The sequence below is a fragment of the Pantoea sp. K16 genome, assembly GCF_048452805.1.
In the GTDB taxonomy this organism is placed as follows: domain Bacteria; phylum Pseudomonadota; class Gammaproteobacteria; order Enterobacterales; family Enterobacteriaceae; genus Pantoea; species Pantoea agglomerans.
Map to the genome: position 1 here is coordinate 1 of NZ_JBLWNV010000011.1, position 23,005 is coordinate 23,005.

24 protein-coding genes, 1 tRNA gene and 1 pseudogene are annotated in these 23,005 nt (G+C 52.6%); 14 read left to right on the forward strand and 12 right to left on the reverse strand.

Translation table 11 applies throughout. The features are described from left to right. Positions 1–888: 888 nt before the first annotated feature. On the reverse strand, positions 889–1,407 hold the full coding sequence (locus ACK13D_RS14955) for a hypothetical protein (protein WP_187495953.1): 519 nt from the start codon (positions 1,405–1,407) through the stop codon (positions 889–891). A gap of 101 nt (positions 1,408–1,508) precedes the next feature. After that, positions 1,509–1,682 (reverse strand): hypothetical protein, encoded by a 174-nt coding sequence (locus ACK13D_RS14960; RefSeq protein ID WP_418796753.1) that lies wholly within the window; start codon positions 1,680–1,682, stop codon positions 1,509–1,511. A 303-nt stretch (positions 1,683–1,985) separates the two neighbouring features. Here ACK13D_RS14960 and ACK13D_RS14965 point away from each other — a divergent pair, with 303 nt between their 5' ends. Both ACK13D_RS14965 and ACK13D_RS14970 read left to right on the forward strand, forming a co-directional pair. Next, positions 1,986–2,345: a hypothetical protein gene (locus ACK13D_RS14965; protein ID WP_187495955.1), complete on the forward strand. Its 360-nt coding sequence runs from the start codon at positions 1,986–1,988 to the stop codon at positions 2,343–2,345. 1,201 nt (positions 2,346–3,546) lie between these two features. Next, complete coding sequence (locus ACK13D_RS14970; RefSeq protein WP_418796755.1) at positions 3,547–5,091, forward strand: methyl-accepting chemotaxis protein; 1,545 nt, start codon at positions 3,547–3,549, stop codon at positions 5,089–5,091. Between the two features lie 103 nt (positions 5,092–5,194). Here the strand turns inward: ACK13D_RS14970 and ACK13D_RS14975 are convergent, their stop codons facing one another. Further along, positions 5,195–6,649, reverse strand: coding sequence for an AMP nucleosidase (locus ACK13D_RS14975; RefSeq protein ID WP_010670874.1), 1,455 nt, complete (start codon positions 6,647–6,649; stop codon positions 5,195–5,197). Positions 6,650–7,114: 465 nt separating this feature from the next. Between ACK13D_RS14975 and ACK13D_RS14980 the strand changes: the two genes are divergently transcribed. The 4 genes from ACK13D_RS14980 (at position 7,115) to ACK13D_RS14995 (ending at position 10,783) form a co-directional block, all read left to right on the forward strand. After that, positions 7,115–8,524 (forward strand): EmmdR/YeeO family multidrug/toxin efflux MATE transporter, encoded by a 1,410-nt coding sequence (locus ACK13D_RS14980; protein ID WP_418796757.1) that lies wholly within the window; start codon positions 7,115–7,117, stop codon positions 8,522–8,524. Positions 8,525–8,720: 196 nt separating this feature from the next. Continuing rightward, positions 8,721–9,833 carry a lactonase family protein gene (locus tag ACK13D_RS14985; protein WP_418796759.1) on the forward strand — a complete coding sequence of 371 codons (1,113 nt, stop codon included), beginning with the start codon at positions 8,721–8,723 and terminating at the stop codon, positions 9,831–9,833. 147 nt (positions 9,834–9,980) lie between these two features. Beyond that, the gene (locus ACK13D_RS14990) at positions 9,981–10,136 is read left to right on the forward strand and encodes a hypothetical protein (protein ID WP_010670871.1); all 156 of its coding nucleotides are present in this window, start codon (positions 9,981–9,983) and stop codon (positions 10,134–10,136) included. Positions 10,137–10,561: 425 nt separating this feature from the next. Next, the gene (locus tag ACK13D_RS14995) at positions 10,562–10,783 is read left to right on the forward strand and encodes a SymE family type I addiction module toxin (RefSeq protein ID WP_061901346.1); all 222 of its coding nucleotides are present in this window, start codon (positions 10,562–10,564) and stop codon (positions 10,781–10,783) included. Between the two features lie 269 nt (positions 10,784–11,052). On the opposite strand, the gene ACK13D_RS15000 is transcribed toward ACK13D_RS14995, so the two are convergent. Then, on the reverse strand, positions 11,053–11,433 hold the full coding sequence (locus ACK13D_RS15000) for a YidB family protein (protein ID WP_267712459.1): 381 nt from the start codon (positions 11,431–11,433) through the stop codon (positions 11,053–11,055). Between the two features lie 26 nt (positions 11,434–11,459). After that, positions 11,460–11,720, reverse strand: a complete 261-nt coding sequence (locus tag ACK13D_RS15005) for a GlsB/YeaQ/YmgE family stress response membrane protein (protein WP_062757877.1) — start codon at positions 11,718–11,720, stop codon at positions 11,460–11,462. A gap of 259 nt (positions 11,721–11,979) precedes the next feature. On the opposite strand from ACK13D_RS15005, the pseudogene ACK13D_RS15010 reads away from it, so the two are divergent. Beyond that, positions 11,980–12,135 (forward strand): annotated as a pseudogene (locus tag ACK13D_RS15010) (LysM peptidoglycan-binding domain-containing protein); the annotation flags it as partial. Positions 12,136–12,380: 245 nt separating this feature from the next. Here the strand turns inward: ACK13D_RS15010 and ACK13D_RS15015 are convergent. The 3 genes from ACK13D_RS15015 to ACK13D_RS15025 form a co-directional block, all read right to left on the reverse strand. Continuing rightward, positions 12,381–12,456, reverse strand: a tRNA-Asn gene (locus tag ACK13D_RS15015). A gap of 103 nt (positions 12,457–12,559) precedes the next feature. Continuing rightward, the gene (mtfA, locus tag ACK13D_RS15020) at positions 12,560–13,336 is read right to left on the reverse strand and encodes a DgsA anti-repressor MtfA (RefSeq protein ID WP_193555285.1); all 777 of its coding nucleotides are present in this window, start codon (positions 13,334–13,336) and stop codon (positions 12,560–12,562) included. Between the two features lie 178 nt (positions 13,337–13,514). After that, positions 13,515–14,192 carry a hypothetical protein gene (locus ACK13D_RS15025; RefSeq protein WP_010247721.1) on the reverse strand — a complete coding sequence of 226 codons (678 nt, stop codon included), beginning with the start codon at positions 14,190–14,192 and terminating at the stop codon, positions 13,515–13,517. Between the two features lie 611 nt (positions 14,193–14,803). Between ACK13D_RS15025 and ACK13D_RS15030 the strand changes: the two genes are divergently transcribed. Together ACK13D_RS15030 and ACK13D_RS15035 are read left to right on the forward strand one after the other, a co-directional pair. Beyond that, a complete protein-coding gene (locus ACK13D_RS15030) occupies positions 14,804–15,508 on the forward strand; it encodes a phosphohydrolase (RefSeq protein WP_010670862.1) in 705 nt (234 codons plus the stop codon). Positions 15,509–15,579: 71 nt separating this feature from the next. Beyond that, entirely contained in the window at positions 15,580–15,861 is a 282-nt protein-coding gene (locus ACK13D_RS15035; protein WP_010247717.1) for an Arc family DNA-binding protein, read from the forward strand. A gap of 357 nt (positions 15,862–16,218) precedes the next feature. Here ACK13D_RS15035 and dcm read toward each other — a convergent pair whose 3' ends face one another. After that, complete coding sequence (gene dcm, locus ACK13D_RS15040; protein ID WP_052270605.1) at positions 16,219–17,595, reverse strand: DNA (cytosine-5-)-methyltransferase; 1,377 nt, start codon at positions 17,593–17,595, stop codon at positions 16,219–16,221. A 195-nt stretch (positions 17,596–17,790) separates the two neighbouring features. Between dcm and ACK13D_RS15045 the strand changes: the two genes are divergently transcribed. The 5 genes from ACK13D_RS15045 to ACK13D_RS15065 all read left to right on the forward strand — a co-directional run bounded on the left by ACK13D_RS15045 (position 17,791) and on the right by ACK13D_RS15065 (position 20,071). Beyond that, positions 17,791–18,270 carry a very short patch repair endonuclease gene (locus ACK13D_RS15045; RefSeq protein WP_010247714.1) on the forward strand — a complete coding sequence of 160 codons (480 nt, stop codon included), beginning with the start codon at positions 17,791–17,793 and terminating at the stop codon, positions 18,268–18,270. Positions 18,271–18,322: 52 nt separating this feature from the next. After that, positions 18,323–18,598, forward strand: a complete 276-nt coding sequence (locus ACK13D_RS15050; protein WP_010247711.1) for a hypothetical protein — start codon at positions 18,323–18,325, stop codon at positions 18,596–18,598. Between the two features lie 10 nt (positions 18,599–18,608). After that, on the forward strand, positions 18,609–19,520 hold the full coding sequence (locus ACK13D_RS15055) for a DUF808 domain-containing protein (protein ID WP_418796763.1): 912 nt from the start codon (positions 18,609–18,611) through the stop codon (positions 19,518–19,520). A 33-nt stretch (positions 19,521–19,553) separates the two neighbouring features. Next, entirely contained in the window at positions 19,554–19,685 is a 132-nt protein-coding gene (locus tag ACK13D_RS15060; protein ID WP_003854444.1) for a hypothetical protein, read from the forward strand. A gap of 206 nt (positions 19,686–19,891) precedes the next feature. After that, on the forward strand, positions 19,892–20,071 hold the full coding sequence (locus ACK13D_RS15065; RefSeq protein WP_010247703.1) for a YodC family protein: 180 nt from the start codon (positions 19,892–19,894) through the stop codon (positions 20,069–20,071). 85 nt (positions 20,072–20,156) lie between these two features. Here ACK13D_RS15065 and ACK13D_RS15070 read toward each other — a convergent pair whose 3' ends face one another. The 3 genes from ACK13D_RS15070 to ACK13D_RS15080 form a co-directional block, all read right to left on the reverse strand. Next, on the reverse strand, positions 20,157–21,377 hold the full coding sequence (locus tag ACK13D_RS15070; protein ID WP_418796765.1) for a glycosyl transferase: 1,221 nt from the start codon (positions 21,375–21,377) through the stop codon (positions 20,157–20,159). Between the two features lie 30 nt (positions 21,378–21,407). Then, positions 21,408–22,199: a mannosyl-3-phosphoglycerate phosphatase-related protein gene (locus ACK13D_RS15075; RefSeq protein WP_159226519.1), complete on the reverse strand. Its 792-nt coding sequence runs from the start codon at positions 22,197–22,199 to the stop codon at positions 21,408–21,410. A gap of 353 nt (positions 22,200–22,552) precedes the next feature. Next, the gene (locus ACK13D_RS15080; protein WP_010247694.1) at positions 22,553–22,786 is read right to left on the reverse strand and encodes a DUF2525 domain-containing protein; all 234 of its coding nucleotides are present in this window, start codon (positions 22,784–22,786) and stop codon (positions 22,553–22,555) included. Positions 22,787–23,005 lie beyond the last annotated feature (219 nt).

A 23,005-nucleotide genomic window follows, 5' to 3' on the forward strand; every position in this document is an offset into this window, starting at 1 on the left:
AGGGTTACGCCCGCCAGGCGATGGGGAGTTTCAGGTTGCCTGTGCAGGCGGACGCGTCAAGGGGCGGACGCCCGCCCCTTAACAATCCCGGCGTCCGGCTGCCTGCGCGCCCCGCTGTGCGGGGTGCCTTCGTCACGCCCTGCGGCCGACGGACCGTCCGGACTCGCCATCCCTGGCTCGTGCCGTCCTTTCGCCGACGTCCTGTCGGCTCATCCTTGCCTCTGGTTGTTCCTCAGCGCTGCGGACGCCTCTGGGAAACCCCCTGCCGGTGGGTTTGTCACCCGGACTGGCTGGGCTCCGGCCGCTGAAAGCGGGGAAAGATACATAAGGTTTCGCTTTGCTGCGGGTATGCACTGAGAGGGTTTCGCCCGCCAGGCGAGGAGAGTTTCAGGTCATTTAGCCGCGCGTTAGCACTAAGCGGGTTACGCCCACCAGGCGTTCGGGAGTTTCAAATCACTTAGCCGCGCGTTAACACTGAGCGGGTATCGTCTGTCAGGCTATGGGGTTGGCGGTGTCTGATACACTGCTAAACATTGCAATAGAGAGCATATGGCGGAGTTGTCGTTATTCGCGGCTGTTCTCGTTTGTGCGTTTAAATTATAAAAGCATTTCACTTGTGGCGTTTGTTGTTACTCGCTACTCCATTTCAGCGGTGTATTTAATTCCATTATTTCTCACATGATGGCTATCAAAAATCCGGGGCTCCACTGTACGCCAACTCCAGGTTGCATTTCCCTGATGGTAAAAAAAGAGGAGTTTCACACATACTCAGCGTTGACAGGATCTCTGAGCGTTTTAGTTAATTCAGGTAAGCTGATTTTAATGTTGAGCTGACGGAGCTAACGGAAAGTTTTCTTACGCTAAATCAGTGTTATTCAAATGCCTGTTTTAGCTGTGAATTAACCCGTGATAATTGCTGTTCTCGCCTGTTTTATAAGCCTGCTGCCAGGAGAGAAGAGATATTAAGGCGTGGTTGAATTTAGTCGCCGCCATCTCCTCCGTCACCACCGTTACCTCCCGCACCGCCGTCACCTCCCGTGCTGCCACCATTTCCTCCGTTCCCCCCTGCGCCACCAGCACTACCATTGCTGCCATTCCCTCCATTTCCACCGTTTCCGCCATCTCCCCCCATACTGCCGCTTCCTCCATTCCCGCCATTGCCTCCGGCCTGGCCATTCTGTCCAGCACCTCCGTTTCCGCCATTTCCACCGCTTCCTCCCAGGCCGCCATTTCCGCCATCACCGCCATTGGCTCCGGCACCACCGTTTCCTCCTGACCCTCCATTTCCTCCGATACCTCCGTTTCCCCCTCGTCCTCCATTTTCACCCGGACCGCCATTGGCCCCGGCACCGCCGTTCTGACCCGGTCCGCCATCAGAACCTGCAGCGGCATCAATGAGAATGACATTATGGTGTGAACTCAACATATCCGTTTTGTACTCAGCATGCGCATACGGAATGATGATTAGCGAAGCTAACAAAGTGATTATTTTCATTTGAAAATCCTTTTCAGAAAACTTTCTCCACCGGTCCCTCCGTTACCACCCGCACCGCCTGCGCCGCCCGCACCACCTGCACCGCCTGCGCCGCCCGCACCACCTGCGCCGCCCGCACCACCTGCGCCGCCCGCACCGCCTTTACTTGATGTATCGGGATTATCGGCACTCCCACTATTGCCGCCATTGCCGCCATTACCTCCTTTTCCTCCGTTAGTACCTTCTCCCGGAACGCCTCCTTTGCCTCCCGCGCCTCCGTTTTCACCATTGCCTTGTTGTCCGTCTTTGCCTGCTGAGGGCTGGAGGGAGGTATTTGAGGATGAAGTATTCATGTCGCTGGCAGTCTGAGCCAGCGAGTAAAACGGACATGCCACTGTCAGTACGGTGGCTAAAAATAATGGGTAACTTCTGGTAAGTTTCATGTGCTGTTCCTGTGCTAACAGTGATAATGCTCCTGCTATAACGGTTACAAACAGGAGCTTTTTAGTTAATGGACGCCAGACTATCAGTCTCCGCCGCCATCACCGCCGCCATCACCGCCACCATCACCACCACCACCATTACCACCACCATCTCCGCCACCACCATTACCACCACCATCTCCGCCACCATCACCTCCTCCATTACCACCGCCGTTGCCTGCATCATTTCCGTTACCGTCACCACTCCCGTTAGCATTCCCGGTGCCGTTATTACTGTTATTACCCTGATCAGAACCGTTGCCGTTTTTACTGCCGTTATCATTATTGGAATTATTACCATTCTGGCTGGCGTTAGCGGCGCCATTACCATCACTTCCGCCAGCACCTCCGGCGCCTCCAACACCTCCGGCACCACCTTGCCCGCCTAACGCGCCTCCTGCACCCCCCGCGCCACCTGCGCCGCCGGCACCTCCCGCACCTGTAAGAATGAAGGAAGACTTAGAGGTATTGACGTCAATGTTTGCTGCACTGATATCAAATTGTCTGGCCATACCCTGAGCGGAGTAGAATAAAACCATACTCGCTAACACAGTCATATTTTTAACTTTCACAATGAATCCTCTTTAAGTGAGTAATTAAATTTATTATCTGCGCTGCCAAAGGTATGTTAATTTTCCTCAAATACTTCTTGTCAGTCTTCCTCCGTTTTGGAGTTTCTTTATGCGTCCTTTATTTTATTTTATGTGAAAGGCGGGAATACATTGCCAGTATGTGGCACTAATTTTAAGAAATAGCTTCTACAGTCTGCTGTTATTTATATTGCACAGCAATTATGGAGTGACAAGCTCAATAATGATGTTTTTTGTTGCTGTGTATGTTTTTATATTTCGTCTGCAATATGCTTCAGTTATGTTACGGCTTTTAATTTCATCTGTTACTGCAGCTGATGCGCGAGTCAGGCAAATCTATTTCTCTCTGCGATTGCCCGGGCTATCCGTTCGTATCAAGGGCTGATGATGGAGAGTTTATTCGTGATGCATATCAGACCAGGGCTATCGTGCAGACGGGCACGCTCATCAACGCACTCAGCGCGTTTTCTGCCTGAAGGCTGGATTGCTACGGCCGGGCTGAAGCATCCTTATGCCGATCTGTTCTGCCATATTCTTCGAACTAATAAAGCATTCATATCCTGCGAGACGTCACAGAACCGGCCCGCGTTTAAAGTGATGTACAGAAGTTCCTGACGTTATTTATAATTATAATTTATGTATTCCTGGTTTTTATTTCGGTGTTTTTTGCATGCGAAAAGCATCCAGGTTGTAGCAGCCTTAAAAGCCGCGCCTGCAAGGGTTAAATGAAATTTTTATGACATGCAAACCAGTGTAGCGTAACGCAGTAATAAGTTAAGACAACGGTATGCATAAGGGTTCTGATTGTTTATAACGCACAAAAAAACGATTTCTGGTTGAACTGGAAAGCATCAAAGCCTGACAAATTTATGAGTTTTTGTGATGCTTTGCAGCGGTGCCATTAATTCTGGTTAATATTATTTATGTGATAAATATTCATTGAAGTTAAAAAAAGAGATGCCGATAGATCTATATCGCCGCCCCCCTTCAAGGAATTTTAATGAAAATCTCTACGCGCCTCGGTTCCGGATTTGGCACGTTAATCATCTTTTTCTCCATATGTATCGTTGTCGCTATTCACTCTTTATATCAGGCTAAAAGCACGCTTGAGTCAGTTGTTCAGGGTGATATGAAAAAAACAAAATTAATCAATGAACTTACCCTGGCGCAGCGCGATATGGCGATAACCGTCAGGAATTTATCACTCTTTTCAGATCAGGCTCTTATCCAGGAGCAGTCTGATCGTCTGGTTAAACTGAAGGCTAAATTTGCAGCCAGCAGGGATCAACTGAATACGATGATCAGCCAGTCTGGCGATACGGAAGAATATAAAGCCTTTGCGAAGATCAGTGACAGCGAGAAAAATGCTCTGGATGCCTTCAGTAACACCGTTCCGCTGGCACTGGCTAAAAACAGTGATATCACCGTTAAGTATCTGTTGGAAAAAGTCAGACCCGCACAGGTTCCGCTGCTTGAAGGTCTTACCCTGATGAGTGAAATCCTGGCAAAGCAGTCGGATGACTCAGTTAATCAAAATGCGAAAAATACCGAAAGAGCCTACATCATCCTGGTGACGCTTTTAGTTGCGGCTATTTTGTTCGGCACGGGCACCAGCATCTATCTTATTCGTAAACTCATGAGCGAGCTTGGCGATGAACCGAGTACAGCGCGGAAGCTTGCTTATGCGATCACCAATGGGGATCTGACCACACCGGTTAGCTTGAAGAAAAATGACACTCTCAGTCTCATGGCCTCTTTAAACAGCATGCAGGTTCGGTTACGGGATATCGTTTCAGAAATTAAATCAGGCTCTTCTTCAGTCGCCCTTTCTGCGAATGAGATTTCTGAAGGAAACAATGAGCTTGCATCCCGCACTGAACAGCAGGCCGCTGCCTTGCAGGAAACGGCTGCGAGTATGGAACAGCTCACCGCTACGGTACAAAATAACAGCAAAACTGCCAGGGACACAGCCAACTCAGCGAGAGATACCGCCTCGATTGCAAAACGAGGGGAAACGGACGTCAAACGAATGTCAGATACGATGAGTGATATTTCAAAAAGCGCGTCTAAAGTCAGAGATATCACCGCCGTCATCGAAAGCATCGCATTCCAGACTAATATTCTTGCCCTGAACGCAGCCGTTGAAGCGGCACGAGCGGGAGAGACGGGAAGGGGCTTCGCTGTCGTCGCGTCTGAAGTCAGAACGCTTGCACAACGTAGTGCGACTGCCGCAAAAGATATTAAAGCGTTAATAGAGCAGGCTGTCGGACAGGTTGCATGCGGCGTCACTGTTGCCAGTGATACGGGTTTGAGTATTCTCAAAGTCGTGCATTTAGTGGATGAACTGGCTGAATCCATGGATGCTATTGCGCTGTCGTCGGCTGAACAGATGCAGGGGATTTCTCAGGTGAGTATTGCAGTCAGCCAGATGGATGGGGTGACGCAAAATAACTCTGCTCTGGTAGAAGAATCATCAAGTGCTTCTCAGTCTCTCTCTGAGCAAGCGCAGTCTCTCAGGCTGATTGTAGAGACCTTTAAAGTATAAATTATCCCGGCACTGACATGCGCGTTGGGTAAATTCCAAAGCAAGAGGCCGGTACTGCCTGTCAGCAGTACCGGCCTTATTCCTCGCATCAGCCGGCTAACGCTTACCTGAAAGGCGGCTCATTAAAGGTACGCAACTTACGCGAATGCAGCTTATCGCCCTCGGCGCGCAGCAGCTCAACAGCGTGAATACCAATCTGCAGATGCTCCGAAATCGCCCCTTCATAGAAACGGTTCGCCTGACCGGGCAGCTTAATCTCACCGTGCAGCGGCTTGTCTGAAACGCACAGCAGCGTGCCATATGGCACCCGGAAACGATAACCCTGTGCGGCAATAGTGGCGCTTTCCATATCGACCGCCACCGCACGGCTCAGGTTAAAGCGCAGTGCCGAAGCGGAGTAGCGCAGTTCCCAGTTGCGGTCGTCCGTGGTCACCACGGTGCCGGTACGCAACCGCTGCTTCACCTCTTCGCCTGGCATGCCGCTCACTGATTTGGTGGCGTCATACAGCGCGCGCTGCACTTCGGCAATGCTGGGTACCGGGATATCAGGCGGCAGCACGCTGTCCAGCACGTGATCGTCGCGCAGATAGGCATGGGCCAGCACATAATCACCAATCCGCTGGCTCTCGCGCAGACCGCCACAGTGACCAATCATCAGCCACGCATGTGGACGCATCACCGCCAGATGATCGCAGATGGTTTTGGCATTCGACGGGCCAACACCAATATTAATCAGCGTAATACCGCGACGATTCGGCGAGGTGAGATGCCAGGCGGGCATCTGGTGCTTCTTCCACGCCAGATCCGAGAGCATCGATTCACTGTCAGCGGTGTCGGCGGTCAGCACCACATCGCCCGCGCAGGCCAGGCTGTCGTAAGGAGTACTGGGATCGCGCACCTGCTCGATCGCCCAGCGCACAAACTCATCAACATAACGGGTGTAGTTGGTGAACAGCACAAACGGCTGGAAGTGCTCTACGCTGGTGCCAGTGTAGTGGCGCAGGCGGGCCAGCGAGAAGTCGGTTCGCAGCGCGTCGAAGTGCGACAGAGGGGATTTTGCATCGGCATGGAACAGGCCATCGGCGGTCTCATCACCAATCTGTGACAGCTCGGTGGTCGGGAAGTGGCGCGCAATACCGGCGCTCATGGTGCGATCCAGTGACAGGTCGGAACCGTCGATCACGTAAGGGTAGGGGATCTCCTGGCTGGAGGGCCCCACGTCGATCTCCAGCTGATACTCCTTCTCCAGCATCTGAAGCTGTTCCGAAATATAGTGGCGCAGCAATGCCGGGCGGGTGATGGTGGTGCTGTAACTGCCGGTGTGGGTGAAACGTCCCCAGGCACGCGTGCGGTTCTGCTGCGGACCGTCGCCGCGCCAGGTGATGCGCAGCTCCGGATAAACAAATAGTCCCTGCGCCCGAGCGGTGGCATCGGGCAGCGTGCCGTTTTCGGTAAAGGCTTTAATCGCCTCGCGCAGCGCATCAACGGCGCCATCGTACAGGCGTTCGAGTTCATCCAGCGCCTGCTGGCTGGTCAGGTTTTTCCGTAGTGTCGGCATGGTTTCTCCTTCCATTTTTTTCCGCAATTTGCCCCAAGCTTAGCGGGTTTGTTGCGGAGATTGTTGAAGAATCTGTGATCGCCGTTTTTTTGCGCCAGCGAAGCGCGAATTCTGAGCAGTGCTGTTTTAAGTGAAGATCCGCTGCACTGAAATCCATTAAGAAAATCTTTACTATCAGAAGGGGTGATTCGCCTCTTTTTAATACGTTACCGATGAGGAGAGGGCGGAAAAAGCGTCAGCAGCAAAGCATGGCCAACCGATCATAACGTCAGGGAAATAATCAGGTTTGCTACAGCGGGCGGGGCAGTGAGGCAGATTGTGCCGTGGCGGCATTAAAAAGTTTGTAACCATGATTAATTTGCACTGGAAAGACTTTGCATATTTCTCTGCCCACTATCATCATTAGAACTCCTGTCCAGTCTCTTCTGATTTGGTAATCCTTTGCAAAATCCCGGCGTAGCAGTGATGCAGGCGATCAAGCGCACGGCGTGGTACCCGAAACGCCGTTCGTATCGCACGCTCTACTGGCGTGAGATATCGCCATTAGCAGTGCCTATCTTTTTCGAGAACGCCTGTGTGCTATTGATGGGCGTACTGAGCACCTTCCTGGTCAGCTGGCTGGGTAAAGAGGCGATGGCGGGCGTCGGCCTGGCCGACAGCTTCAACATGGTGATCATCTCGTTCTTTGCTGCCATCGATCTTGGTACCACGGTGGTGGTGGCGTTCAGTCTGGCAAAACGCAACGGCAAGCGCGCCCGTGCCGCCACGCGTCAGTCGCTGGCCATGATGACGATACTCGCCTTTGTGCTGGTGATCGCCATTGAGTTCTGGGGCCATCTGATCGTCGATGCGATTGCCGGTGCCGCCGATCCAAAAGTCAAAGCGCTGGCGCTGAGCTATCTGCAGACTTCCGCCTGGAGCTATCCGGCCGCCGCCATCACCCTGATTGGCAGCGGAGCGCTGCGCGGTGCAGGTAACACCAAAATTCCGATGCTGATTAACGGCGGCATGAACATCCTCAACATCATCATCAGTAGCGTGCTGATTTATGGCTGCTTCTCGTGGGACGGTTTAGGGTTTATCGGTGCCGGGCTCGGATTGACCATCACCCGCTATATCGGGGCGATCGCGGTGATTTACGTGCTGATGATCGGCTTTAACGCCTCACTGAAAATCACGCTGTCGAGCTATTTCCGGCGCTGGAACAGCAGCATTCTGATGGAAGTTTTAGGTATAGGCGTGCCTGCCAGTATCGAGTCGGTGCTGTTCAACGGCGGTAAACTGCTGACACAGGTGTTTGTTGCAGGAATGGGCACCAGTGAGATTGCGGGTAACTTTATCGCGTTCTCGGTTGCGTCGCTGATTAACCTGCCGGGCAATGCGCTGGGTTCTGCATCCACCATTATTACCGGCACCCGTCTGGGCAGAAATCAGGTGTTTCAGGCAGAGCGTCAGGTGCGGCATGTCTTCTGGCTGGCGACGTTGTGTCTGAGCGCGATAGCGCTGCTGACGGTGCCACTGGCCGGGTTGCTGGCGCGGTTCTATACCAGCGATCCGGAGGTCATTAATGTGACGAAGCATCTGCTCTGGCTCAACGCGCTGTTTATGCCACTGTGGGCCGCATCCTGGGTGCTGCCCGCCGGCCTCAAGGGCGCACGCGACGCGCGTTACACCATGTATGTTTCGATGTTCAGCATGTGGTGCGCCCGCGTGGTGGTCGGCTACCTGCTCGGGATTGAACTGGGGATGGGCGTGACCGGCGTCTGGCTGGGGATGTTCCTCGACTGGACGGTGCGTGGCATCTTCTTCTGGTGGCGACTTAACAGCGGCAAGTGGCTCAACCGCTATCGAAAAATGATCGCGAAAACCGGTTAGCGCGTTGTTAACGCCTTTCCCCCGCCGTGGGGAAAGGCGTCATACCTCTTTCAGCACCATTAAAAATAACATCTCCGTCACATCTCCAGACTTTCGAACCTGATTTCAGACAGTTGCACAAAGCCAGCCTTCTCAGACAGGGTTAGCGTAATGCCTGCTGCGCAATGATGCAGACACTACTTATCAAGGTGACCCTATGATCCGTCTGAAAACGGCGCTGGCACTCCTGCCGCTGCTGTGTAGCGCCCCGTTATGGGCGACAACCTTTGTCTATGTCTCCAATGCTGAATCCGGCACCGTTTCCCGCTATCAGCTCAGCGAGGCGAATGGCAGCCTGCAATGGCGTGGCGATACGCCTGCCGGTAAAAAGATTATGCCGCTGGCGGCCAGCCCGGATGGTAAACGGCTCTATGGTGCGCTGCGGAGTCCGCCTTATTCGATCATCAGCTGGCGCGTCTCGGGTTCGCATGGTGATTTGCAGAAACTGGCGGTGACACCGGTTGTAGCCAGCTTTCCGTGGATCACCACTGACAGAAATGGGCGCTATCTGCTGGCCGCCTCCTATGACAGCGATATCGTCACCAGCAACCGGATTGATGACAAAGGCATTGTGACACCCCAGGTCACGGGCGAGGTGAAAACCGGGCCGCATGCCCACTCGGTGATTACCGACGTCAGCAATCATTCCCTCTACGTCGGCAACCTTGGCGCGGATCGCGTGCTGCAATATGCCTTTGCTGATAATGGCGCGATAACGCCGCTGGGAACCGGATTTGTTCAGGGCGAGAAGAACAGCGGCGCACGGCATTCCGTGATATCGCCCGACAATCGTTTTCTCTATAACCTCGCGGAGATGAGCGGCACCATTACGCAGTTCCGTCGCGCGACGGATGGGTCGCTGACGGAGCTGAAAACCTGGCCGAATGCGGTGGCGAAGATATATAACCTGCAGCATGGCGAGCAGCGCCCGGCGGGCTACAGCGATCCCACGCCGCGCATCTGGGCAGCAGACATTAAAATCATCCCGGACGGACAATTTATCTATGTGACCGAGCGCACCTCCGGCACCGTCAGCGGCTACCGGGTTGATAAACAGTCGGGTGAGTTAACACTTATCGGCAGCTGGCCGGTTGAAAAACAGCCGCGCAGTATTGCGATTGATGCGCAGGGTAAATGGCTGATCGTCAGCGGGGAGAAGAGCGCGGTGATTGGCAGTTACGCCATCGATCCCGCCAGCGGCGAACTCAAACGGGTTGCTGAAGCCCCGGCTGGTAAAGGCGCGAACTGGGTGACGTTGATAACGCAGTAACCGTTTTGAGCAGCCGGTGTCTGGCACTGGCTAAACAGATGGGGGCTGCTTATGCCATTTACGGCATAAGCAGCGCAGAAATTTTTGCTTCAGATTGGGCGTGTAAGCGGGTTAACTCAGAGCATCAACTGATGCGGAGAGCCTGAAATGAAACAGAAACTGATAGCCTGGTTTGAACAGCTGCTGAGCGGCCCTGTGGCGAGTGAACGTGTGCATGATATTAACGTGGAACTGCTGCTGCCGCTGAGCCAGCTGTATGGACTGGAATATTATCCGGCAGTGCATCGCTACCATGAAAAATAATGGTTGTTGTGTGTTGTCTGGTTAAAGGCCCGCTACGTTGCGGGCTTTTTTGCGTTTGGGCCAGGATAGAGTGTGGACTTCATTTCTCCGATTAATACAGGGTAGAGATCTCTGATAGGCATGTCAGTAAACTTCGTTTAATATCTGCGAGTTGTGTTCCAGTACTGCCGGTTGTCGTCCAGCGTTAATCGACGTATTCTTTTTCTGCGCCTGCAAAATCAGGCGACGGAATTGGAACTCCGGTTAATCATACTGGCGACAATGTATTATTGTCGTACGTCTCGCTACACCTCAATGGTGGGCTGGGCGAGGGCACCTCAGGGTGCGCCGGTTCAGTATGCCCGGTAGTTCCAACCTCGTTCAGTCTGCCACCCATGAGATTGGAACCTCAGGTGGCGGTTTAAAAGCATACTGGAGACATCCCCATGACCACGAACCACGATCAATGCCAATTCTCATCTGAAGGCGCGCCATCAAAAACACAACGTCGCTATACCATCGGCTATCAGCCTAAACGCGGTGATTGCAGTACACCTGCAATACATCTGAGCGGAAAATGGCTGCGTGAGGCAGGATTTGATACCGGAACCATTATTACGGTGAAAATTGAGCAGGGTTGTATTGTGCTGGTTCCGGAAAATGATTAAATATAATTTCCTGATATAGGTAAATGATTCAGATAATGTTAATCACTTTCATTCAATTGTGTAATGACGCTTTTTTTAGAGTTTATCTGGCAGGGTATATAAGAGAGGTTGTAAAGTCTGTTTTTGATGTTTTCTACAGGAACATCTGAAGGGTTTCTATAAACGTTTAAAAGAGCTTTCCAGCATTCGTCTTAATTTATCCTGACTAATCTAAAAGATAAAAGCCTCATACTTTCGCAGCAGGCTTTTATCTTTCAATTACGTCATGCTTAGTGCATTAACTGACTCACCAGTCCGGTAAGATCGGCTTTTTTATCCACAACACCCGCCGTTGACGCTTTATCCACCAGCTGCGGCAGATATTTCGCCAGCAGATTCAGTGCATCGCTGGTGTTGATGCCCATCAGCGCAGCCAGTTGCTCAATCGCCTCAGAGTTAATCATCTTCTGCACCAGGTCGCTGCTCAGCGCAACGTTCTGCTCATCGCCCAGCCAGGAGTTAACCACCTCACTGTACTCGCCGCTCTGCAGGTGACTCACGATAGTATGTAAACCGCCTTGCTGCTCAACCCACTCCAGCACACCTTTGACTTCCTGGCTGGTCTGATTATTCAGGCCGCACATGGCCAGTACTGTTTCCAGTAAACTCATTCTGTTATCCCCTTTAACGTAATCTATTAAGACTGTTTACACGCTCTGATTTTATGAATGACAAACAGCACAATAATTGAACCCACGGTGGCAATGCCAATGCTGTAAATATTGAAGCCATCGACCTTGCCAAAACCCAGAGCGGTACTGACGACACCGCCAATCAGCGCACCGATAATACCCAGAATAATGGTCATGAAAATGCCCATATGTTCTTTACCTGGCATAATACATCTGGCGATAATGCCGGCAAGTAATCCGAATACAATCCATGACAATATACCCATCATTAATATCCTCTGTTTTTATATTAATTACAGCAACGTTTAGCAGTGGTTTAACCCATGAATTAGAAGCAGGTGTATCGTACGCCGAGCAGTATTTGCCTGGCAATCCTGTTTTCTTTATTAAACTAAACGTATCAGAAACGATAGGGGAGTAAATATGAGCATTCTGGATAATATTAAAAATATAGGCGGTGAGTTGTTACATGCTGTGGATAAAAATGTTGATGATAAGTCTGTAACCGCCGCAGGAAGTAATCGTACATATACGGTTAAATCAGGCGACACGCTCAGCGCCATCGCAAAGCAGTTTTACAATGATGCGTCCCAATATATGAAAATCTTTGAGGCGAATAAAAACCTTCTCAGCAGCCCGGATAAAATTGCACCGGGTCAGGTACTGACCATTCCTGAGTAATAATTCGTCACTAGTATGAGCCAGCCGGCGTAAATATTGCCCGGCTGGTTTTTCATTTAAAGCCATCTCGTCACAACACCATGACAGGGTTGCGCCAGACAGCCTGCGTTGATCCAGACTTAACGGTGGTCTCGGTGATAACAACCGCAGACGAGTTGAGATGAACAGTCATACAGGAAGAGAATACTGGGATCGCTGAAAAGCAAAAAACCCGCTCAGGTTTCCCTGAGCGGGTTTTTCTAATCTGGCTCCTCTGACTGGACTCGAACCAGTGACATACGGATTAACAGTCCGCCGTTCTACCGACTGAACTACAGAGGAATCGTGTGAACGAGGCGAATATTAACGGCGTCGCTCTAAGGTGTCAACAGCAAAAAATACATTATCATTCAACTGGCTAGCTTTAACGCAAAGCGATCGTGATTTAAGCAGTTTGCGCAGTGTCAGCGGCGATTCTGGCCAGGGGATCCTGCTGGTAAAACTGGCGCAGATGCTGATACATGGCGGGAAAGCGTTCGGCCAGCAGAACCGGAGCCGTAAAGAAATATTCAGAGAGCACGGCGAAGCACTCAGCCGGATCGCTGGCGGCGTAGGGATCTATCGTGGCGGCCTGTTCACCCACCAGTTCAACTTCACTCTCAATCTCCGCCATCGCGGCACGCAAATCCTTCTCCCAGAGTGCGACGTCACGCAGTGACATGACCGGAATACCGCTGGTGTAACCGCTGCCGCGGGCATCCAGCTTGTGCGCAACTTCGTGGATCACCAGATTAAAGCCGGAGAGATCGAACGAGTCCTGAATATCGAGCCAGTTGAGTACGACCGGCCCCTGCGTCCAGCTCTGTCCGGCATGAACCGCAGGCGCACTGTGAACCAGCCCATCGTCATCCTGCCACTGATCGTCGACCTCGAACGGCTCGGAATAGATCAGCACATCGTGGAAACCGTCCAGCCACTCCAGGCCCAGTTTCAGCACCGGCAGGCAGAACAGCAGGGCGATCCGCACACTGCGCAATTCATCCAGTTGAACACCATCGAGCGGCACCAGTTTTTTCTGTTGCAGAAAGCGCTGCGCCAGCTCAACCAGCGCCTGCTGTTCAGCCTCATCCAGCTGGCTGAATATCGGCTGCGCCAGCCCGTGCTGCCATGGCAGCGCGGCCAGGGTGGCGTCGTTATGCGTTTTCCAGGGCCATTTAAACATCGCAACTCCCGCACAGAACCGGACTATTTCGCTATCCTGACGCGGCAGACATAAAAATGCCAGCATCGAAACACCATGCTGGCACTGTTCATCTGGCGACAGGGCTAAGGGCCGTCTATTCAACCCGTTAGCACGGTCGTTGTCTGTGATTCAGCCCGCAAAGCGTGGGGCCGGGGCGTCAGTTGCGCTCAATACGATGAAACTCAATCACCCACACCCAGGGATTCACTTCCCAGCTGGTCGCACCATACTGTTTTTCCCAGGCTTTACGGTACGCCTCTTTGGGCGATTCAGAATTGACGTTCATGGTGAAGAAGTTGTTGAGGAAGTGCGAATCGGTCTGCACGCCTTCCGCCATAATGTCATCTTCACTGATGTCCTGAATTTTCTCGGCGCGCACGCCGGTAATCTCCAGATTGATGCGGCTGGCCCAGCGCGGCATATGAATGGCGGTTTGCCAGCCAAACTGTTCCGCTTCCGGCGTGCTCAGTGCATGCTGGCCCAGCTCGTTGCTGTCTGCACGATACTGGCAATATTCTGGCTGGCGGAAGGGCGTCGGGTCGCGTTCATAATCGGCCAGATACTGCTCGGGTACCATCGGGCCACGCCAGGTTTCACGCACCCAGAGCACGTCACCCGGTTTACCGTAAGGACACTGATAGCTGATGTCCGTCATCGACATCATTTTATAACCATGCAGATGATTAGCACTCACATCGAAAGCGTGTACGCCCTCGTGATGATCCTGTCCCGGACCGAAAGCCTGAGTTTTCATAATGCGCCGGGTTTGCGTTTGCTGGCCAACCAACAGGGCACGAACACGCTGTTCGGAAAAAAGAATCGGCCGTTCTTTCATGGATTACCTCTTTTTATTAGTAGAACCCGGTTACTGCTGTAAAAGTCCATTTGCTTCACATCTGAGAGTTATCATAAAAGCTTTAAATCATTTTGCTTAATAATTTGTAGGCTGACTGTCACTGTATAATTGTCACTTTAGTAGTTAAAAACCAGCAAAATGCAAAAAGCGCACCAAAGCTTATCACGCAACTGGCAAAAAGCGACGAATAGCCCGGATACAGTACGTTATAACCGTAAAAATAGGAACCTTTTCAGACTTTTTCACCTGTCATAACGTGCAGTTTTACACTTAATCGCGTGACAAAAAAACGCTGAGCATGAGGCAGGAAGTTGGTTAAGATCGAACCAAACATTACGCCTGTTAAACTAATTTTCTTAGCAGCAATTCACTGAGGAAAGACTGAAAACAGCCGAAATTGCGGTTATTGTGTAACAGAGATGCTATACAGATGATCCAGATCTCATTTTTCTGCCCGGAATCGCTGGCAGCGCTGCTCTTTTCAACTGCACTGTAAAAAAAGTGTCATTAGCCAGTCGCTATGATGGCTTGCCGTTTGCGCACTGATCGCGACAGAAAAACTGCTGTCGATCACTACAGGGAGATAGATTATGTCACTCACACTCTGGCAATCTCGCTATGAAAGCTGGTTTCAGGCGAACTGGATCCACGACGACGGCGCGCACGATATCGCCCATCTGCGGCGTGTCTGGATGAGCGCACAGCGAATCATGAACGGCACGCCCGCTGATCCGCTGGTGGTGCTGACCGCCTGCTATTTTCACGATGTGGTGAACTTGCCGAAGAACCATCCGGAACGTCATCTCGCCTCAACCTATGCCGCGACGGAAACCCAGCGCATTCTGCAGCAGGATTTTCTCGACTTCCCGGCTGAAAAGATTGATGCCGTGATGCATGCCGTTAAAACCCACAGTTTCAGCGCCGGCATACCGCCTCAGACGCTGGAAGCTAAAATTGTACAGGATGCTGATCGGCTGGAGTCGCTGGGCGCGATCGGGCTGGCGCGGGTCTTCTACACCGCCGGTGCGCTGAATCGGCCATTATTCGACAGCCAGGACCCGCTGGGTAAAGATCGCGAGCTGAATGATGTTAAATGGACGCTGGATCATTTCCAGAAGAAGCTGCTGCGTCTGCCGGAAACTATGCACACTGAAACCGGCCGCATGCTGGCTGAGCATAACGCAGATTTCCTGGTACGCTATATGGCTAAGCTTTATGCCGAGCTGCAGGGCAATCTGGTGGGAATGGATGAGGGTGTGCTGCGGGACTTCACACCTTTGCAAACCGAATATTAAATTTTTGTGACAGTGTATTAATCGAAACGGTCATCCGGTAGCGTGTAGCAATAAAAAAAAGGAGCTGCCCGATGACTGAAACTGTTAATTTAACAATTAAAATTGATCCTGAGCTGAAAGAAACGATTAAACAGCTGGCGCTGGAAAATCAGATTTCGATGAGCCAGGAGATTGTGCAACGTTTGCAGGCCAGTCTGGAAACGCATCCACATCCGGCGATTGATAATCAGGACATCACAGAAGAGGGGACTGAGGGATCCAGTGCCGCTGACGTGAAGACCGATGCACTAAGTGCAACAGAGCTGAAGCAGATTCGGCTGCTGCTGAAGAAGCAGAGCAAGAAGAAGAAATAAAACAGAAACCCGTCGCCAGACGGGTTTTTACTTTTCAGGGTTTGCTGAAACCGGCTAAATCTGGCCGCAACTCAATACCTCAGCGCGCAGGGAACAGGGTCAGATAAGGAAAGCGTCCCGCGGCAGGGACAAAAACGCCGGGAGCGTTTTTGAACAACGCAAAGCGTTGGCCCGGCTACGGGCGCACCTCAGGGATGAGGTGCGTAATTGCGCGGGCCGAGCGGTCATGGATGACAGTTTTTGCGTCTTTCCGATCTGACCCTGTTCCCTGAGCAGGCTCGATCTCACCGCTAATCTGGCCAGGTTTTACAGGAACCTGAAACCCGTCGCCAGACGGGTTTTTTCATTTCACGGTGCTTACGACTTCAGCTGACGGATATGTGGCAGTAACAGCTGAGCCACCGCTGCAAACACAGGCACCACCACCGAGTTACCAAACTGCTTATAAGCCTGGGTATCCGAAACCGGAATGCGGAACGGCTCGCGGCCTGGCACATCAAAGCCCATCAGGCGGGCGCACTCGCGCGGGGAAAGGCGGCGTGGCCGACGCGCCATGTTATCGGCATCCTGAAACTCCGCTTCGCCCAGCGCACTGTCCCAGCCGCGATCGATCAGAATCTCTGAGCCATCTTTGTAGTAACGTGCTGACAGCGTACGCACGCAGCAGTCAGGATTACGCGGATCGTTGAGGCCAAAGCCAAAGCCATTACCTTTGGCTTTATGTTTTTTCGCATACTGGTAGAGGTAGCGCCACAGGACCGGTGACAGGATATATTTGTCGTCCGGCGCACTCTCCAGCAGGCTCTGCAGGCTGGGTACCTGCGCCGGGTAGAAACGGCGGATATCGCGCAGCGTAAAATCCTGCTTTTTCAGGTCACGGCGAATACCCACCAGCACAATGCGTTCGCGATGCTGCGGCAGGAAGTGACGCGCATCGATCACTTTGGCATCCGGGCTGCTGGCACCCGCATCCGCAACGTCATACCCCAGTTCATCCAGCGTCTCCATGATAATGGCGAAGGTGCGGCCCTTGTCATGACTCTTGAGGTTTTTCACATTCTCCAGCACAAAGAACGGCGGCTTCTTGGCAGCCAGGATACGGGCCACATCGAAAAACAGCGTGCCCTGTACCTGACACTCAAAGCCATGTGCACGGCCCAGCGCATTTTTCTTGCTGACGCCCGCCAGCGAAAAGGGCTGACAGGGAAAACCGGCCAGCAGCACCTGATGATCAGGGATTGCCGCATCAATCGCGCGGTATATCGCTTCATCGTCGGTCAGACCTTCAGGCTGGGTGACCTGACGGATATCGGTATTGAAGTGATGCTCCAGCGGATCACTGTAGTGGTTGGCTTTGTAAGTGCGGACCGCCTCTTTATTCCATTCACTGGTGAATACGCATTTGCCGCCGATCGCCTCGAACCCCTTACGAATGCCGCCAATACCGGCAAAGAGATCGATAAAACGAAATTCAGGATTATCATAATGGGCGGGGCGGGCCGGCAGCAGCCCCTGTAACAGCGACAGTTCGGCTTCACACAGCGGTGGCAGGGCGGTTTTACCCTGACGAATCCGGTTCAGGAGTGCCGGCGTCCAGCAGGAAAATCCTGCCTGCTGCAGGCGGGCCGTGAGATCACGAACCGAATAGATTGCCAGCACCTGCTGAAAGAGTTCAGACGCATCAGCAGATGAAAGTGCAGCAGAGAGTGGTTCAGCGAGGGCGGCGGGATGCATGCGTTTTTCCTTAACAGTAAGGTGGCTATGCTATCACTCCAGACGCTGTGAGGAAATTGCCTGGATGTGATGTGCCCTGTGCCAGCCCCCCGGAATGTTCTGTTTTTGCGGCGCACTGTGTGAAGTCGTCGGGCGGCGGCTTTCACTTTTCGTGGCGCAGACTAGAGTTGAAGTACCAGCAAAAAAGGAGAGGTTATGGCTGATGTTCACTCCAGCGAAATACGCAGCAAAAATATGCGTGCCATTCGCGCTCAGGATACGGCCATTGAGCAACGTATTGCGCTGCTGCTGAAAGATCGGGGCTTCAGCTTTCGCGTGCAGGATAAAAACCTGCCGGGTCGGCCCGATTTCGTTCTGACAGAACATCAGGCAATTATTTTTGTTCATGGCTGCTTCTGGCATCGTCATCACTGCTATCTGTTTAAACTGCCAGCGACGCGCACAGAATTCTGGACCGGAAAAATCAACAGCAACGTTGAACGTGATCGGCGTTATGTGCGCCAGCTGCAGGAGAGCGGCTGGAAAGTGCTGATCATCTGGGAGTGTGCGCTACGTGGCAAACTGCGCCTGACGGATCAGGACCTGCTGGAGCGGCTGGAGGAGTGGCTGCTGGCGATGCCGGAGAGTGCCGAAGTCGACCATCAGGGCATTCATCATTACAACGCCGATTGCTAATCACAGACATAATTGGTTAGATCTGCGCTTTCTCCGTGGCCAGGAGCCTGAAATGAGCAGCATAAAACTGACGGTAAAACGCCTTTACCAGATTCGTGACGAGCGGATGGTGAATACCAAAGCGACCGCGCGGGTTTACTGCGGTGACAGGCTTGTCGCCACGGAGGAGATCACCGGCATGACCGAAAGCCCGGTCAGCAAATATCTGCATGCTGAAGGAGCAGCAGGCGAGACGGTGCGGGTAGAGTGGGATTGTGAGGGCATCGCCGAGATGACCGTTACGGAAATTGAGCGCTGCCCATGTTGTCAACATAACGAACCAGACTAAGGATAAGATTTTGGCGGGAACCAGTTTACTGACTTTACTTGATGATATTGCAACACTTCTGGACGATATTTCCGTCATGGGGAAAGTGGCGGCGAAAAAGACCGCTGGCGTACTGGGCGACGATCTGTCGCTGAATGCTCAGCAGGTCAGCGGCGTAAAAGCCAACCGTGAGCTGCCGGTAGTATGGGGCGTTGCCAAAGGATCGTTTCTTAACAAACTGATCCTGGTGCCACTGGCGCTGATTATCTCCGCGTTTGCGCCCTGGCTGATTACGCCGCTGCTGATGATTGGCGGTGCCTATCTCTGCTACGAAGGCGTGGAGAAGGTGATGCACAGTCTGCAGCATGACAAGCAGAGCAAATCACCGGAAGCGCGTCAGCAGCGACTCGATTCGCTGGCGAATCAGAATGCGGGAGAGTTTGAGAAGAAGAAGATCAAAGGCGCGGTGCGCACCGATTTCATTCTGTCAGCCGAAATTGTCGCGATTACCTTAGGCATCGTGTCGGAATCGCCGCTGCTCAACCAGGTGATTATCCTGGCGGGCATCGCAATTCTGGTTACGGTAGGCGTTTACGGCATCGTGGCGGCCATCGTAAAAATTGATGACTTCGGATTCTGGTTGCGTGAGAAACCGTCCCGCCTTGCGCAGGGTTTGGGTAGTGTGCTGCTGGCTGCCGCGCCCTGGCTGATGAAGATCCTCTCGGTGGTCGGCACCATCGCCATGTTCCTGGTCGGCGGCGGTATTGTGGTGCACGGTATCGCACCGCTGCATCATCTGATCGAGGAAGTCAGCAGTGGCTTCAGCGGCTGGATCGCTATGCTGCTCAGCAACGGCGCCAACCTGGTGCTCGGCTTTATCATTGGGTCGATCGTGCTGTTAGTGGTCAACCTTATTGCCAGAGTGCGCGGAAAATCGGTATAAAGCGCACTGTGATTTACGGTCAGGAGAATGACGATGAACGACGACATGTTTGAATTTGATATCGACGCACAACTGGAGCAGGCTGAAGCGAAAGCAGAGAAAAAAGCCAGCGAAGTGCCGGATGATCTCGGCGACGAAGCCGATTGCGAAGGCTGTAAAATCTGACGTCAGCGTCAATACTTCATCAAAGCGGATAAGTTTTTTTATCCGCTTTTTTTATTTTCCGCATATCCAGCTGATTAATTCCGAATTTGCCCTTTTTTTGCGTGCCTTAACAGGCAGGAACGTTATTCGCCTGCTATAAAGAAAATAATCACTCAGGTTAATAACACTCAGATTAATAACACTCAGGTTAATAAAAGGAGCGCATCATGGTTTTCGCAATCAGTGAAGAAGTACAGCATAAGGAAGAGGGGCAGACGATGGTGGTGACCGGCTACGCGAGTGGCATGGTGGAGTGCCGCTGGTATGACGGCTATGCCGTGCGCAGCGAAGCCTTTCGCAGCGATGAACTCTGCGCTCTGAATCCTGCGCAGCAACTGGCGGGCTGACAGTGTCAGGCCTGTGGGTTCTGCGACCCGCCAGGCCCGGTTTCTGCTTTTTCTGGCCCGGCACGCTCCCTGTGCCGCCCTGTTTTCAGACGTTACCGTCGTTATCTTCTTCAACCGCCTTATAGATCCGCTGCAGCACATCCGGGAAGGCTGACTGGACGCGACTCCAGCTCGGTATAAACGGCTTATCGTTAGGACGCTCAATAAACGCCTGACCCGCTTCCAGAATCGACTGGGTAAACATCTCTACCGCTGCCTCTTCCACATGCTGATCAAATTTCAGCCCGTTCATCGCCGCCTCATGGTTATAGGTCTCCATCATATCCAGCGCATTACGATAATAGGTTGCTTTCAGCACCCGGAACGAGTCGCTGGTCAGCGGCACACCCATGGTGGCGAGCTTACGCAGCAGTGACTGGACGATATCGCTGCTCATGCGCTTCAGGCCGCCGGTGCCGTCATCTTCAGCCAGCGGCTGATGCTTATGATCGTAGTTATCGGCGATCTCAACCTGGCACGACTGGCGGGTGGTGTAGTTACGGTAAATCTCTGACAGCACGCCAATCTCCAGCCCCCAGTCGCCGGGGATTTTAATCCCGTTCAGCACATGCGTCCGCATGGCGAACTCCCCGGAGAGCGGATAGCGGAAGCTCGACAGATATTCCAGGTATTCTGAATGGCCATAAACTTTCTGCAGCGATCGCAGCAGCGGACCCACCAGCAGACGTCCCACGCGGCCATTAAGCTTGCCATCCGCGACGCGCGCATAAAACCCCTTACAGAACTCATACTGAAACGCCGGGTTCGCCACCGGGTAGAGCAGGCGTGCCAGCATTCCGCGCTCATAGGTGACGATATCGCAGTCATGCAGTGCCACACAGCTGGTACGGTCTGACGCCAGCGTATAGCCGGTGCAGAACCAGACGTTGCGACCTTTGCCGGGATTAGTGGGTGATAAACCCTCTTTATCCAGCTCGGCATCAATCGCCTTCAGACGTGGGCCATCGTTCCACAGAATGCGATGCCGTTGAGGCAGACGGGAGAAAAACTCGCGGGCAAACAGGAACTGGTCACGGTCGGCGCGATCCAGCCCAATCACAATTTCATCCAGATAGGGCACTTTAGCCAGCTCATCGATGATTTTCGTCAGCGCCGGGCCTTCAAGTTCGGAAAACAGCGATGGCAGGATCAGCCCCATTTTGCGTTTGCGGGCAAAGCGTACCATCTCTTTTTCCAGCGACTCCACGCTACGGTGGGTGAGGTTGTGAAAGTTGGTGATTACGCCATTCTGATAAAAGTCACTCATCGCATCATCCTTTTAATGCCCGTGGGCAGCTCATTGAGGTTGAGTCAAAAAATAGTCCAGTCCTTCACGCCAGCCCTCAGGGCCATGGTGAGCCGTGTGATAGATCTGCTGCTGATCGGATCGGCTGAGTGTCACCGGTGTTTTACTGTAGCCCTTAATCACGACCGCATAATCAACCGCATCCAGCATCGGCGCATCGTTAGGGCCGTCACCCAGTCCGATGGTCACGCGTGCCTCACCGGGTGAATGCGCCAGCAGCCAGCGCAGGGCTTCGCCTTTGCCGCTGCCCGCAGGCATTACATGCCAGAAACGCCCGCCCTGGGTCAGCGCCAGGCCCTGTGCACGCAACGCATCATGGAACTGCTCAAACGCCTCGTCACTGTCGCGCCAGACAATCACTTCTGACGCATCGCGCTGACGCGACAGTTCTGCATCCGCCTCACTCAGGCCGGTCATTGCGGCCACTTCCGGATCAGAGAAGTCATGAAAGCCGGTAAAACGGTACGCTGTTTTCAAGGCAGCCAGCCGCTGGCAGATAGCGTCATAGGTCAGGGTGTTATCGGGCAGGCGGATACGCTGCTGATCATGCGTTTGCACCACGGCACCGTTTTCAGCAATAAACGGTGAACCACTGATGCCAAGCCTTTTTTGCAGCGGAATAATCTCGGCTGCCGTTTTACTGGAACAGATCACCAGCGGAACGGCGTACTGCTTTAACGTGGTGAGCCATTCGGTGGCCGCATCCCAGCGATAGGTATGATGGTCGAGTAACGAACCATCCAGATCGGTAATTATCATTAACGGCTGGTGGAGATCGGGCATTTACAGGCTCCTTTCATCACATTCGCGGCTAAAGCGGCGATTTTTCAATATTATAGTTGAATATGGCTCACACTTTTTTTCCTGCCACGCTGGCTGGAAATCCAGGATAATTCTTAAAACGAAACCGCAGTAAAAGTGAGTATGCAAGAAGTGTGCAGGGCTAAGTGACTGGCGGGCGCGATGTTTTTGGTAACAGCCGCTCCATAATTACCCGATCGGTTGCAGAAACGTGCATATCTGATGCTTGTTTCGAAGTCGGGAAAGGGTAATCTGCAGGGGTGTTAAGAATTCCCTGGTGTAACGAATTGAATTTTTACCCGGCCTTCCCGCCGGGTTTTTTTTTGAAATCGATTTCAGCGGTTCGCTTCATAGGCGCGATAATCACAAATATCAATTTCAAACGCCTCCGCCAGTTCGCTATAGGAGTGGAAAACCCGGCCTTCTACTTCCAGCCGTGGTGTCTGATCCTGCTCCATATACTCCCGTACCTCTCCCGACGTTCTGGCCTGAATTGCCGCCAGTAAACCTTCGACATCAATCTGCAGATCGGATGGCTGAGCATCGCCGTGCTGTTTTTCGTCTGTCATTTTCTGACTCCTGAGAGCAAACAGAGTAATCAGTATAGAACGCAGGGCAGAAAGGCGGGAGCGGAGAGATCGCAGGCAAAAAAAAAGCCCGCGCTGCGCGGGCAAAATCCTTGTTACTTTCAGGTTGGCTGCACCTATGGGGTGGTGCAGTGAGAAGAGTTTAAAGGTCTGACGCGTAAGAAGTCTTGCGGTGAAATGTTAAGGAATTGCAAAAGTTTC

Coding starts and splice junctions, on each gene's coding strand:
- ACK13D_RS15035 (WP_010247717.1), top strand. CDS start 15,580: ATGACTGAAACTGTTAATTTAACAATTAAAATTGATCCTGAGCTGAAA.
- ACK13D_RS15065 (WP_010247703.1), top strand. CDS start 19,892: ATGGTTTTCGCAATCAGTGAAGAAGTACAGCATAAGGAAGAGGGGCAG.
- ACK13D_RS15005 (WP_062757877.1), bottom strand. CDS start 11,720: ATGGGTATATTGTCATGGATTGTATTCGGATTACTTGCCGGCATTATC.
- ACK13D_RS15025 (WP_010247721.1), bottom strand. CDS start 14,192: ATGAAAGAACGGCCGATTCTTTTTTCCGAACAGCGTGTTCGTGCCCTG.
- ACK13D_RS15050 (WP_010247711.1), top strand. CDS start 18,323: ATGAGCAGCATAAAACTGACGGTAAAACGCCTTTACCAGATTCGTGAC.
- mtfA (WP_193555285.1), bottom strand. CDS start 13,336: ATGTTTAAATGGCCCTGGAAAACGCATAACGACGCCACCCTGGCCGCG.
- ACK13D_RS15000 (WP_267712459.1), bottom strand. CDS start 11,433: ATGAGTTTACTGGAAACAGTACTGGCCATGTGCGGCCTGAATAATCAG.
- ACK13D_RS15080 (WP_010247694.1), bottom strand. CDS start 22,786: ATGACAGACGAAAAACAGCACGGCGATGCTCAGCCATCCGATCTGCAG.
- ACK13D_RS14965 (WP_187495955.1), top strand. CDS start 1,986: ATGGACGCCAGACTATCAGTCTCCGCCGCCATCACCGCCGCCATCACC.
- dcm (WP_052270605.1), bottom strand. CDS start 17,595: ATGCATCCCGCCGCCCTCGCTGAACCACTCTCTGCTGCACTTTCATCT.
- ACK13D_RS14995 (WP_061901346.1), top strand. CDS start 10,562: ATGACCACGAACCACGATCAATGCCAATTCTCATCTGAAGGCGCGCCA.
- ACK13D_RS14980 (WP_418796757.1), top strand. CDS start 7,115: ATGCAGGCGATCAAGCGCACGGCGTGGTACCCGAAACGCCGTTCGTAT.
- ACK13D_RS14985 (WP_418796759.1), top strand. CDS start 8,721: ATGATCCGTCTGAAAACGGCGCTGGCACTCCTGCCGCTGCTGTGTAGC.
- ACK13D_RS14975 (WP_010670874.1), bottom strand. CDS start 6,649: ATGCCGACACTACGGAAAAACCTGACCAGCCAGCAGGCGCTGGATGAA.
- ACK13D_RS14960 (WP_418796753.1), bottom strand. CDS start 1,682: ATGGCGGCAATAGTGGGAGTGCCGATAATCCCGATACATCAAGTAAAG.
- ACK13D_RS14955 (WP_187495953.1), bottom strand. CDS start 1,407: ATGTCATTCTCATTGATGCCGCTGCAGGTTCTGATGGCGGACCGGGTC.
- ACK13D_RS15045 (WP_010247714.1), top strand. CDS start 17,791: ATGGCTGATGTTCACTCCAGCGAAATACGCAGCAAAAATATGCGTGCC.
- ACK13D_RS14970 (WP_418796755.1), top strand. CDS start 3,547: ATGAAAATCTCTACGCGCCTCGGTTCCGGATTTGGCACGTTAATCATC.
- ACK13D_RS15060 (WP_003854444.1), top strand. CDS start 19,554: ATGAACGACGACATGTTTGAATTTGATATCGACGCACAACTGGAGCAG.
- ACK13D_RS15030 (WP_010670862.1), top strand. CDS start 14,804: ATGTCACTCACACTCTGGCAATCTCGCTATGAAAGCTGGTTTCAGGCG.
- ACK13D_RS15075 (WP_159226519.1), bottom strand. CDS start 22,199: ATGCCCGATCTCCACCAGCCGTTAATGATAATTACCGATCTGGATGGT.
- ACK13D_RS14990 (WP_010670871.1), top strand. CDS start 9,981: ATGAAACAGAAACTGATAGCCTGGTTTGAACAGCTGCTGAGCGGCCCT.
- ACK13D_RS15070 (WP_418796765.1), bottom strand. CDS start 21,377: ATGAGTGACTTTTATCAGAATGGCGTAATCACCAACTTTCACAACCTC.